This is a genomic window from Kitasatospora sp. A2-31 (assembly GCF_022288725.1).
Taxonomy (GTDB): Bacteria; Actinomycetota; Actinomycetes; order Streptomycetales; family Streptomycetaceae; genus Kitasatospora.
Window position 1 is genome coordinate 835,405 of the sequence record NZ_JAKNTA010000002.1, and the last position, 11,542, is coordinate 846,946.

The window sequence follows — 11,542 nt, forward strand, 5'->3', positions numbered from 1 at the left end:
CCGCACCGGAAGGAGAGCTGGTTGAGTACCGTCCCTGCCGGCCCGGGCGACTACCGTCATGTCCCCAATCCGGAGCAGGCCCTCAAGTACGCGATCCAGCACATCGCGGGTGACCGTGTCGAGATCGTCGAGGGAGTGATCACGCCGGTGTCACCGTCCTGGGCCCACGAGACCGCCGTCGACCTGATCCGTGAACAGATCGGGCCGCGTATGCGGGAGCTCGGCCTCCGGGCGGGCTCGGGGAACCTCGACCTTCCCGGGACGGAGAACTTCTACGTACCGGACCTGGCGGTCGTGCCGGCCGAGCTGGCCAGGACCGAGGGGGCCCTGCTGCCCCACCAGACGCTGCTGGTGGTGGAGGTGACGTCACCGTCGAACGGGGACACCGACCGGACGGCGAAACGCCGTCGGTACTCGCAGTTCGGCGCGCCGGTCTACCTCCTGGTCGACCGTCAGGAACGCACCTGCACCGTGTTCTCCCGACCAGGTCAGCTCGGGTACACCCTGGTCGAGGGGCCGCACCCCTTCGGCGCGGCGATCCGACTGCCCGAGCCCTTCGACCTCGACCTGGACACCGGGGGGTTCTGAACGCCGCGCCCTCCACCGGCTCCGCCGTCCGGCGTCAGGACCGGGGCGGGGGAGTCGCAGCCCACCTGGCCGGCGGTTCCCGTGACCTGGGCGGGCCGGGGGTGCTTCCGGCTGACCAGGTGATGGGTCAGGGCGAGGACGGCCAGCAGCGCGAGGAGGGCGCAGACCGCCCACCAGCCGGCCTGCGTCCAGATGCGGGCGCCCAGCCAGGAGCCCGCGCTGCCGCCCAGGTAGGCGCAAGTCATGTAGGCGGTCCGCAGCCGGCCGTGGGCCTCGCGGCCCAGAGCCTGGACACGGGCCTGGTTGGCGACCATGCCGCACTGCATCGCCACGTCCAGCAGCAGCGTCCCGACGGTGAGGGCGGTCAGACCGAGCGGGCCGCCGAGGGCGCCCGGGACGAGGAGGACGGCCGAGATCAGGACGCCGACCAGGCAGACCAGGTTGACCGGGTCGGGTCCGTGACGGTCCACCAGGCGGCCGGCCACGGGGGTGCAGACCATGGTCGCGGCGCCGACCAGGGCGAGCAGGCCCAGCGCCTCGGCGCCCAGCCCGTACGCCGGGCCGGTGAGCAGGAAGGCCAGGCACGCCCACACGGCGGAGAACCCGGCGAAGACGGTGGCCTGGTAGAGGCAGGAGCGACGCAGGTGCGGCTCGGCGCGCAGCAGCCGCAGGGGTTCGACCAGCAGCGTCGCGTACCGTTCGCGCGTGGAGGCCGGGGCGGTGCTGGGGAGCGTGCGGGCCAAGGCCAGGACCAGGAGCAGGACCAGGGCGGCAGCGGCCAGGTAGGGCGTGCGCCAGCCGAACCGTTCGCCGAGGCTGCCGCCGAAGGCCCGGGCGAGGAGCATGCCGCCGGTCGAGCCGCTGAGCAGGGCCCCGATCATCGCGCCCCGGCGCTCGGCGGGCACGAGGGTCGCGGCCAGGAGGCCGACGATCTGGGCGCCGATCGTGGTCAGACCGACGAGGACGCTCGCGGCGAGCAGCAGCGGCAGGGTCGGCGCGCAGCCGGCGGCCAGGAGGGCGAGGCCGGAGAGGGAGAGCAGGGTGAGGAGGTACGGGCGGTGCGGGAGCCGGTCACCGAGGGGCACCAGCAGGACGATCCCGGCGGTGTAGCCGGCCTGGGTCGCGGTGACCACGGTGGCGGCCGCGTCGGGGGAGGCGCGCAGCCCGGTGGCGATGAGCGGTCCGACGGCCTGCGGGAAGTAGAGGTTGCCGACCGCCACGGCGCAGGTGGCGGCGAGGAGCGGGACCGGGCGGCGGATCGTCATGTCGGGGCCGGCTGACTCAGGTTCCCTCGTGTCGTCGGCGCTGTGCGCGCCCTGGCGGTCCTGGACGGATGTCATGCGGCGAGTCCACGGCATCGGCGTCGGTGCGCCAACGGATGTAGCGTGGTGCTTAATGATCAGCTTCGTGCTCGGCGTCGAAGACCTCGCGGACACCCGGTTCGCGCTGTCGCCGTTGCACGAGACCCTGTTCAGCCTCCGGGTGCTGCAGGACCCGGGTCTGTCCGCGCTGCACCTGCCCTGGCGGCGGTCGGCACTCGCCAGGCTCGGCGGACTCGACACCGGGCTGCTGATGGCTCTGGTCGCACGGCGGCGGACCCTGCCCGACTTCCTGACCCCGACTCCCACGGTCTTCGCCCCGACCTTCGAGGAGGAGCTCGCCGTCGTCCTGAAGGTCCACCCGGACCGCGTCCGCCACGACCTGCGGCTCGCGCACGCGCCGGACCCGCTGCCGGCGGCCCTGCGCGCCGCCGCCGAGGACGACGACGAGGCGGTGACCGCGCTCCGCGGACACGTCTGTGAGCTCCTGCGCCGCTACTGGGAGGTGACCGTTGCACCGCACTGGCCGCAGATGCGCCTCGTGCTGGAGGCGGACATGACCTACCGTGCGCGGCAGCTCGCCGTCGGGGGCGCCCGGCTGCTGTTCGCCGACATGCACCCCGATCTGCGCTGGGAGGGCGGCGTGCTGCACGTCGACCGGATGATCGGCCGCCATCGCGTCGAGGCCTCCGGACGCGGGCTGTTGCTCCTGCCGTCGGTGTTCGCGCACAAGCCTGCGCCGCCGGTCAGCCCTGACGAGGCGCCCCGTCTGGCGTACCCCAGCCGTGGCGTCGCCACGCTGTGGGAGGCGGCGCCGGCCGCCGGCCCCGCGGCCCTTGTGGCCCTGCTGGGCGCGGCCCGGGCCCGGCTGCTCGGCCTGCTGGAGGCGCCGCTGCCCACGGTGGAGATGGCCCGCCGCCTGCGGGTCACCCCGAGCGCCGTCTCCCAGCACCTGCAGGTCCTGCACGCCGCGGGCCTGGTCACCCGGGCGCGGGACGGTCGGCACGTGCTGTACCGGCGCAGCGCTCTGGGTGACCTGCTGGCGGGCGGGGGCGAGGGCGGGGATGCCCCGGGGTCCGGCCCTGGGCGCGCTCCCTGAGAGACACTCCTCCGCGCGAGCCCGGCACCGGGGGGCGGGGAGGTGCGGTCGCGGGGCTCGGGTTCCCGGGGCCGGCCCGGGCTGTGGGCCGTGCGTCAGCGCAGGGCGACCGCGGCGCCGGTTCGCTCGGTGGCGATCCGGACGGCGAAGCCGGCCAGCGCGGTGCCCATCACGTAGCGGTGCAGGCGCTGCCAGAGCGGGTGCCGGCCGAAGAACCCGGCGACGGAGCCGGCCGTGACGATGAAGAACGCGTTGCCCGCGACGCCCACCGCGATCTGGGTCAGTCCCAACAGCAGCCCCTGCACGGCGACGTGACCGCGCGTCGGGTCGACGAACTGGGGCAGCAGGGAGATGTAGAGGATGGCCACCTTGGGATTGAGCAGGCAGGTGAGCAGGCCCATCAGGAAGAGCTTGCGGGTCCCGTCCGGGGTCAACTCCTGGGGCGCGAGGAGGGATCGGCCACCCGGCCGGACGGCCTTCCAGGCCAGCCAGAGCAGGTAGCCCGCCCCGGCCAGCTTGACCGCGAGGTAGATCTCGGGCACCAGCGCGAAGACGGTGGCGATTCCTGTGGACACCGCGAGGAGGTAGACCTGGAAGCCGAGGGCGACCCCGGCCAGTGAGACGAGTCCCGCCCGGCGCCCCTGGGCGATCGACCGGGAGACCAGGTAGATCATGTTCGGCCCCGGTGTCAGCACCATGCCGAGTTCCACCAGCGCGATCCCCGCTATCGCTCCCAGCCCGATCACAGCACTACCTCCGTACGCGCGTTGGCCCGGACGCAACCTAGCAGCTCACCGGCGTGTCCGGCCCGTGCCGTCCTGCTGTCGTACGCCGGGGCGCGGCCGGTCGGGGCGGCCGGGAGACCCGGTGGTGCGCGATGGCCCGGACGTCGCCGGTGCCGGCGGCTCCCGGGGTGCGAAGGTCAGTTGCCCGTCGGCGCCGTGTCCTTCGCCGACCCGCCCGGGTGCTCGGGTTCGAGGACGAAGACCGGGATCACGCGGTCGGCCTTCTCCTGGTACTCGGCGTACGGCGGATACGCGGCGACCGCGCGCCGCCACCACCGGGCCCTCTCGTCCCCGGTGAGCTCGCGGGCGGTCATGCTCCGGCGCTCGGGGCCGTCCTGGAGCTCCACCTGCGGGTCGGCCTTGAGGTTGAAGTACCAGTCCGGGTGGCTCGGGAAGCCGCCCTTGGAGGCCACCGCCGCGTACCGGCCGTCGTGTTCCACGCGCATCAGCGGAATCTTGCGGATCGATCCGCTCTTCGCACCGCGCATCGTGACGATGACGACCGGCAGGCCCGTGTCCCGGAGCGTCGTGCCCCGGGTGCCGCCCGAGCCCTCGTAGAGCTCGACCTGTTCGCGCACCCACTGCGCCGGACTCGGCTCGTACTCGCCCTCAAGAGGCATCGCCTTCACCCCGTCTTCGTGTACGGATCACCTCGGGACAGTCCAGCACAGGCCTCGCGCGGAGGGGAGAGTGCGTTCCGCGCTTCCGACGACCCTTCATGCGGCGGCGAGATCCCGGCGTCGGACCCGGCTCCGCTTCCCCGCAGGTCAGCGCATCCCTCGGCGGCAGGGTGGTCGAAGACCGCGGCAACGCCACGACACCGCCGTTCGAGTGATGCTCCCCCGGCGCCTTCGCCGGAAGGCTGTCCGGGCCGGGGAGACCGGTCGGCGAGAAGCGCAGCATCGGCGTCCGGCGCGCGGCCGACGAGGCGGAGCTGCGCAGGGAGGTGCCCGGGACCCTCCCGCTGCGCCGGCTCCGGCGCATCAGGAGGGAACCGGGCGGGCCGGCGGCTCCGGTCGGGATCAGTGGGGCAGGGGCGGGGCGGTCGTGCCGAAGGCGCGCTCGGCGGTGGTCGCCACCCGGAGCGGGAACTGCTCGACGGGTATCGCCGGCGAGGCCGGGAAGTCCGGGCGGATCGACGCCGCGGGGAAGAAGGTGACCCGGCAGCGCCGACACAGCCATGCCGCCCGCCACACACGGCGGTGCTGCTCCCACTGCACGCGGGTCGGCGCCGCGCCCTGCCCCTGCTGCGCCGCGCGGCGACGGCGCTGGGCGACGGCGTTCACGGCCAGTCCCACGCCCGCCAGGATCGCGGCGAAGAGGAACGGGCCAAGGGTGCGGCCGGCCTGGTAGGCGGTGTCGGAGCCGCTGCCGTCGTCGTCGGCCAGCAGCCCGCGGACCCCTCCGAGGGCGAAGAGGCCGGCCAGACAGAGGAGGGCGATCGAGGCGCCGCTCATGCCGGCCGGCTCGGGCGGCGAGGACAGCAGTGCGCGTGTCACCTCGTCCAGTGGCCGGTCGATGTCCACGAGGGACTGCGAAACGGTGGCGCACTCGTCCGACGCGGCGCACTGCGGGCAGGGGGCGTTCATGGCGGCGTGGCTCCGGGGGAGGACTGTGGATCTTCGGTGAACGCGTAGTACACCACAGGGAACTGACCATCCGTTCCGCCGGCCCGGTCCCGTTCCCGTTCCCGTTCCCGGTCCCGTTCCCGCCGAGCGCCGCGACCGCTACTCCGCTGCGGCGCGCAGCTCCAGGGTGCAGCACTTGACGCTGCCGCCGGCCTTGAGCAGCTCGGTGAGGTCGATGCCGATGGTCTCGAAGCCCCGCGCGCGCAGCTGCTCGGCCAGTCCGACCGCCGCCTCGGGCAGGACGACCCGGCGGCCGTCCGAGACGGCGTTCAGCCCGAACACGGCCGCGTCCTCGGCGGACGCCAGCACGGCGTCCGGGTAGAGCTCCTGCAGGGTGCGGAGGCTCGTGGGCGAGAACGCGGCCGGGTAGTACATGATCTCGGTGTCGCCGAGCACCGAGAGCGCGGTGTCCAGGTGGTAGTAGCGCGGGTCCACCAGCTCTAGGGTGACGACCGGACGGCCGAGCACGCGCTCCGCCTCGGCGTGCGCCCGGCGGTCCGTGCGGAAGCCGGTGCCGGCCAGGAGGTGTCCGCCGACCAGCAGGTAGTCGCCCTCGCCCTCGTTGGTGAACTCGGCCTGCTGCACCCGGTAGCCTCGGGTGCGGAACCACTCGACGTACGCCGCAGCCTCGTCGGCGCGCTGCTCGTGGCGGAAGCGGGCGACCAGCGCCGTGCCGTCGACCACGGTGGCGCCGTTGGCCGCGAAGACCATGTCCGGCAGGCCCGGGGTCGGCTGGATCAGCTCGACGGTGTGGCCGAGGTCGAGGAAGAGTGCGTACAACCGTTCCCACTGGGCGATCGCCCGCTCCCCGTCGGTGGGCTTGGCCGGGTCCATCCAGGGGTTGATCGAGTAGTCGACGGTGAAGTGCGTCGGGCGGCACATCAGGTAGTGGCGCGGTCGGGCGGTGCGGGGGGTGGCCGCGGACATGGGCGGGTCTTCCTTCCGACGGGGTTGGCGGACGGGCGCCGGGGGATGACGGGGGTGAGGCTCCGCCCCGCGGCATCGGCCGGCCCCCCGCAGCGTCCGGCACACGCGCCGGAGGCTCACCGCGGGAGGTCGGTCGCGGTGAGCCTCCCGTCCCCGGCGATCAGGCACATGACCGGGGTGTGTACGGCGGTCGGACGGAAGTGATCCACCTCGGGCCGGCCACCCGGTGGGGGAGACGTTCGCCTCCCGGCCCCGTGACGGCCGCCTCGGCGCCCCTCCCGGGCGGGGCGGGGGCCGTAGAGTCCCGACCGTGACCGACACAGCCGATCTCGCCGCCGAGCCCGATCTCGCCCCCGAACCCGGACTCGCCGCCGATCCCGGACTCGCCGCCGACACCTCCGTCACCGTCGCGCCCGGCACCGCGTCCTGGCGCGAGACTTCGCGCACCACCGTCTTCTCGAAGTTCGGCAGGTCCGTGGACCGCGTCGACTTCCGCCTCCCCGACGGGGCCGAGGAGGTCTTCTACCTGAAGCGCGAGCGCCCGGCCGGTGCCGTGCTCGCCCTCACCCCGGACCGGCGCGTCGTCCTCGCCCGCCAGTACCGGCCGGGCCCCGGGCGCGTGCTGTGGGACCTGCCGGGTGGCTACCTGGACCCCGGTGAGCAGGCGGCCGACGCGGTCGCCCGGGAGCTGCTGGAGGAGACCGGGTACGCGGGCGACGTCGAGGCGGTCGGGGCCTACTGGCTGGACGCCTACACCGACGCCCGCCGGTACGCCTTCGTCGCCACCGATTGCGTACGGGTGGCCGAACCGCAGCCGGAGCGGACCGAGTTCATCGACGTCGTGACGCTCTCCCTGGACGAGTTCCGCTCCCGGGTGCTCCGCGCGGGACTGATGAGCGACACCGCCGCCGCCTACCTGGCCCTGGACCACCTCCGCCTGCTGTAGGGCGTGCCGGCCCCTCCCACGCGGCCGAAGGCCGGGGTCGCCGGTCAGGGTGCACTTTCGCCGTCGCCCCGTGTGTCCGCCCGGGCGGGTGGTCGGCGGCGTCCTAGCGTGGCCCGGAACGATCCGGGCGCCACGCCGCCGGGATCCCGGTCCTACGGAGGCACCTCAACCATGACCCTCAGCCTGCCCGAGCTCACCGGGGACTACGTCCTCGACCCCGTCCACAGCCGGATCGGCTTCGTCGCCCGCCACGCCATGGTGACCAAGGTCCGCGGCGCGTTCCACAAGTTCGACGGCACCGCCCACCTCGACGGCGCCGACCCGGCCCGCTCCACCGGCCAGGTGGTGATCAAGACGGAGAGCATCGACACCGGTGTCGAGCAGCGTGACCAGCACCTGCGCACCAACGACTTCCTGGACGCGCCCAACTTCCCCGACATCACCTTCCGCACCACCTCGGTCGAGCCGCGCTCCGACACCGAGTTCCGCGTCACGGGCGACCTGACCATCAAGGACACCACCCGCCCGGTCAGCATCGACTTCGAGTACACGGGCAACGCCGTCGACCCCTACGGCAACCTGCGGGTCGGCCTGGAGGGATCGGTGACCATCTCCCGCAAGGACTTCGGCGTGACGTGGAACGCGGCCCTGGAGGGCGGCGGCGTGCTGGTGGGCGACAAGGTCGTCCTGGAGTTCGACCTCTCCGCGATCAAGCAGGGCTAGCTAGCACCACCCGGCCGCGCGGCGCGCCCGCCTGCGCGGCGCGCCGGGGGCCGACCGGCGCGCGCCCCGGCGCGCCGGGCCGGCGGCGCCCCTGCGGTCGATGACCACGAGTCCGCCCCCGACCGCTGGGCCTGTTCCTCCCGGACCGGCCGGTGTCTCCGAGCCGGCGGGAGGGGCGACGCCTCATGGACGAGAATGAGGACGAGGACGCGGGCATCGGTCCTCGGCCGCACCGCTGTCTGCGCCGTTACTCGATCAGGAAGGGCCGCCCGCCCCGGCATCGGTCTCGACGGGGCGGGCGATGCGTTCCTGCCCTCCGGGCGTGTCGTCCGTCCGCACCGTCCACCCGGCACCGTCCACCCGGCGCCGTCCACCCGCGCCGTCCGTCCGGGCCGTCCGTCCGGGCCGTCCGTCCGGGCCGTCCACCCGGCGCCGTCCACCCGGGCCGGGCGCATCGCTGCCCGCCGTCGCGGGGGTGCGCACACCCTTGACGAGGTGGGGGACAGGGCGTGAGACTCCGGAAGGAACTTTCTCGAACGCAGGCGGGAGCACGGTGAGGAACGCGGAACCGGTCGCCCAGGGCGCGGCTCACGCCGTCCGCCTGCTGCCGGTGCTGACCTGCCGTCGCCACATCGACCTGTTGCGGGTGTCGAGCAGCATGGCACCGGCGGTGCGCCGCCCCGAGGGCGGTCGCGGCCCGGTGGCCGTCCTCGGCTGAGCCCGGCCGCCCTCCGCAGTTCCTCCCACAGCGGTCGCCCGCCGGCACCGCCCATGGCCGCCGCCCATCGCCGCTTCCGCCGGAATGGTTCCGGCGTCGGCTCGCCTCCCGTCGCCCCCCGCTACGCCATCCCCCCAGTCTCCGCCGAACCGCGGCGCGCCCGCACGCGCGCCTCCGCAGCCCGGGAGATCCCACATGTCCGTTCCGCACTCCTCCGCCGCCCTGCCCGCCTTCCGGGGCCGGATCGGCGGCGACGCCCGCAGCGGTCACCCCGCCGTACCGCACCGGTACCGGCTCCACCTGGCACTCTCCTGTCCGGACGGACTCCGACTCGCGGTGGCCCACAGCCTGCTCGGGCTCGACGACATCCTTCCGGTGGCCGTCCTGCCGGCGCTGCCCGACGCCGACGACGGCGGCTACCTGGCCCTTCGCCCGCTGTTCGAGGCCGCCTCGCACCACTACCGGGGCCCCGCGTCGGCGCCGGCGCTCAGCGACGACTGGAGCGGACGGATCGTCAGCACCGACCCGCGCGGGATCCTCACCGACCTGGCCCGGCGGTTCGACCGCTACGGCGCCGATCTCCAACCGTGCGACGCCGGCACCGCGGTGGAGACGGTGGAGGAGCTGTGCGAGTGGAGCATCGGCGCGCCCGCCCAGCACGCGGGCCGGGCCGACGCCGATCCGGCGTCCCGCGCGGCGGCCCTGGACCGTCTGCTGGGCGGGCTGGGTGTGGTCGAGCACCGCCTGGCGGCCCGGGAGTACCTGCTGGGCGACGGCCTGACCGTCGCGGACCTGCGGCTCTGGGTGACCCTGGTGCAGCTCGACACCGTGCACCGGTGGCACCTGGACGCCGCCGCGGTGGACCGCATCGCCGACCACCCCCGCCTGTGGGCCTACGCCCGCCGGCTCGCCGGCCACCCGGCGTTCGGGCGCCACCTCGACCTGGACGGCATCGCCCGCCGCCACCACGCCGACTGTCGCGGCCGGGAGGGTGCCGGGGCGGCGATGCCGATCGTGGCCTGGGCCGAGTACGCGCGGGGACGGGTGCGGCAGGCCCGCTGACCGGGTGACAGGACCGGCGGGCGGCGGGGACGCCGTCACCGGTCAGGGGGCGGCGATCCGCCGCTGCGCCGGCCCCCGCTGACGGAACGACACTACTGACGACGATGCCGGTGTGCGGAGCCGCACGCCGCGGATGACGGAGCCTTCACATGCCGCTCACCTCACAGCCCCTGCGGACGCTGGGCTTCCTCACGATCGGGTTGTTCGACGAGGCCGACCCCGGCCGAGGCCACGCGTCGACGCTCGAACTCATCGAGCTGGGCGAGCAACTGGGCTTCGACAGCGCGTGGGTGCGCCACCGCCACCTGCAGTACGGCATCTCCTCGCCGATCGCCGTCCTCGCTGCGGCCTCCCAGCGCACCAGCCGGATCGCCCTGGGCACCGCGGTCATCCCGCTGGGCTGGGAGAACCCGCTGCGGCTGGCCGAGGACCTCGCCACCGTGGACATCCTCTCCGGCGGCCGCCTCAACCCGGGCGTGAGCGTGGGACCGCCGATGCACTACGACCAGGTGAAGTCCGCGCTGTACCCCGACACGGACGACCGGGAGGATTTCGGCTACGAGCGCGTGCGACGGCTCCTGGACTTCGTGCGCGGCGAGCCGGCCACCGGCTTCGCCGGGGTCGAGGGCTTCGAGGTGTTCTCGGACCGGGTGCAGCCGCACGCCCCCGGCCTCGGCCGGCGGATGTGGTACGGCGGCGGCAGTCTCCGGTCGGCCCGCTGGGCCGCCGAGCACGGGATGAACCTCCTGACGAGCAGCGTGGTCAAGGCCGAGGAGGCCGAGGACTTCGGGCAGATCCAGCTCTCGCACGTCCGGACGTTCCGTGACCACCACCCCGACGGCGACCGCGCCCGGGTCTCGCAGGGGCTGGTGGTCATCCCGACCGACACCGCGACGCCCGAGCAGCGCGTGAAGTACCTGGAGTACGCCGACAAGCGGCTGCCGCGCACCCGGGAGCCCCAGGGCGCGGGCCGCCTGATGTTCGCGCCCGATCTGGTCGGGACCTCGGCCGAGATCGCCGAACGGCTCTATGCCGACGCCGCGTTCCGCGAGATCGACGAGGTCGCCTTCGCGCTGCCCTTCACCTTCGAGCACGCCGACTACGTCCAGATCCTCACCGACATCGCCACCCGCCTCGGGCCCGCCCTGGGCTGGCGACCGGCTTCCTGAACGCCGGCCGGCGGGTGACCGGCCGCCCGGCCCCCGGGGCCGGGCAGCGATGGTGGGGCGCAGTGGCGGCGGCGGTGCCCGACGTCAGACGGGCGGCCGGGCGGGACCGGAGCCGGAGCCGCCCGCCGGGGCCGGGCCCAGGCGCTTCCGGTGGACCGTGGAGCTGTGCCGGACCGTCATGCCCACCCGCAGGTAGAGGTCCAGCGCACCGGTGTCCGAATGCGTCCAGAGGGTGCAGCCGCGCCGGCCCTGCTGCCGGAAGGCGCGGAACGCGTGCCGCAGGAGCAGACGGGCGATGCCCCGGTTGCGCTGGTCACGGCGGACGGCGACCTGTTCGAGGTACCCCTCGTCGCTGTCGGGTAGGTCCAACGCGATCGCTGCGCCCACCAGTTGGTCACCCGCGAAGGCCAGGGGCGACATCGCCGGGGCGAAGCCGGGCCGCTCGACGGTGTGCCGGGCCCACTCCGCGTAGTCCATGCGCCGCGGCTGCCATTCGTCGAAGGCGTCCTGGACGAGCCGGTGGGCGGCGCGCGCGTCACGCTCACCGGCTGCGCCGCCGCTCCGGAACGCCCGGACGG

The 11,542-nt window shown here is 74.3% G+C and carries 13 protein-coding genes; 7 read left to right on the forward strand and 6 right to left on the reverse strand.

Annotated elements, in window-relative coordinates; genetic code table 11:
• The first annotated feature begins 21 nt into the window (after window positions 1-21).
• Window positions 22-588, forward strand: coding sequence for a Uma2 family endonuclease (locus MCM47_RS08690; RefSeq protein ID WP_238860007.1), 567 nt, complete (start codon window positions 22-24; stop codon window positions 586-588).
• Here MCM47_RS08690 and MCM47_RS08695 read toward each other — a convergent pair.
• Window positions 489-1,928 (reverse strand): MFS transporter, encoded by a 1,440-nt coding sequence (locus MCM47_RS08695; protein ID WP_374209089.1) that lies wholly within the window; start codon window positions 1,926-1,928, stop codon window positions 489-491. The two genes, MCM47_RS08690 and MCM47_RS08695, sit on opposite strands and share 100 nt — an antisense overlap.
• 55 nt (window positions 1,929-1,983) lie before the next feature.
• Between MCM47_RS08695 and MCM47_RS08700 the strand changes: the two genes are divergently transcribed.
• Window positions 1,984-3,006: a helix-turn-helix transcriptional regulator gene (locus MCM47_RS08700; RefSeq protein WP_238860008.1), complete on the forward strand. Its 1,023-nt coding sequence runs from the start codon at window positions 1,984-1,986 to the stop codon at window positions 3,004-3,006.
• Window positions 3,007-3,101: 95 nt separating this feature from the next.
• Here the strand turns inward: MCM47_RS08700 and MCM47_RS08705 are convergent, their stop codons facing one another.
• The 4 genes from MCM47_RS08705 to ddaH all read right to left on the reverse strand — a co-directional run bounded on the left by MCM47_RS08705 (window position 3,102) and on the right by ddaH (window position 6,346).
• Window positions 3,102-3,752 (reverse strand): LysE family translocator, encoded by a 651-nt coding sequence (locus MCM47_RS08705; RefSeq protein ID WP_238860009.1) that lies wholly within the window; start codon window positions 3,750-3,752, stop codon window positions 3,102-3,104.
• Window positions 3,753-3,928: 176 nt separating this feature from the next.
• Window positions 3,929-4,411, reverse strand: coding sequence for a nitroreductase family deazaflavin-dependent oxidoreductase (locus tag MCM47_RS08710; RefSeq protein ID WP_238860010.1), 483 nt, complete (start codon window positions 4,409-4,411; stop codon window positions 3,929-3,931).
• Window positions 4,412-4,813: 402 nt separating this feature from the next.
• Window positions 4,814-5,380, reverse strand: a complete 567-nt coding sequence (locus MCM47_RS08720) for a hypothetical protein (protein WP_238860011.1) — start codon at window positions 5,378-5,380, stop codon at window positions 4,814-4,816.
• A gap of 138 nt (window positions 5,381-5,518) precedes the next feature.
• Window positions 5,519-6,346 (reverse strand): dimethylargininase, encoded by an 828-nt coding sequence (ddaH, locus tag MCM47_RS08725; RefSeq protein WP_238860012.1) that lies wholly within the window; start codon window positions 6,344-6,346, stop codon window positions 5,519-5,521.
• Between the two features lie 310 nt (window positions 6,347-6,656).
• Between ddaH and MCM47_RS08730 the strand changes: the two genes are divergently transcribed.
• The 5 genes from MCM47_RS08730 (at window position 6,657) to MCM47_RS08750 (ending at window position 10,964) form a co-directional block, all read left to right on the forward strand.
• Complete coding sequence (locus MCM47_RS08730) at window positions 6,657-7,292, forward strand: NUDIX hydrolase (protein WP_238860013.1); 636 nt, start codon at window positions 6,657-6,659, stop codon at window positions 7,290-7,292.
• Window positions 7,293-7,463: 171 nt separating this feature from the next.
• Complete coding sequence (locus MCM47_RS08735) at window positions 7,464-8,015, forward strand: YceI family protein (RefSeq protein WP_238860014.1); 552 nt, start codon at window positions 7,464-7,466, stop codon at window positions 8,013-8,015.
• Between the two features lie 553 nt (window positions 8,016-8,568).
• The gene (locus MCM47_RS08740; RefSeq protein WP_238860015.1) at window positions 8,569-8,733 is read left to right on the forward strand and encodes a hypothetical protein; all 165 of its coding nucleotides are present in this window, start codon (window positions 8,569-8,571) and stop codon (window positions 8,731-8,733) included.
• Window positions 8,734-8,928: 195 nt separating this feature from the next.
• A complete protein-coding gene (locus MCM47_RS08745) occupies window positions 8,929-9,795 on the forward strand; it encodes a glutathione S-transferase C-terminal domain-containing protein (RefSeq protein ID WP_238860016.1) in 867 nt (288 codons plus the stop codon).
• A 149-nt stretch (window positions 9,796-9,944) separates the two neighbouring features.
• Window positions 9,945-10,964, forward strand: coding sequence for an LLM class flavin-dependent oxidoreductase (locus MCM47_RS08750; protein WP_238860017.1), 1,020 nt, complete (start codon window positions 9,945-9,947; stop codon window positions 10,962-10,964).
• Between the two features lie 84 nt (window positions 10,965-11,048).
• Here MCM47_RS08750 and MCM47_RS08755 read toward each other — a convergent pair.
• Window positions 11,049-11,542: GNAT family N-acetyltransferase (locus MCM47_RS08755; RefSeq protein ID WP_238860018.1), on the reverse strand; the 494-nt coding region annotated here is incomplete at its 5' end.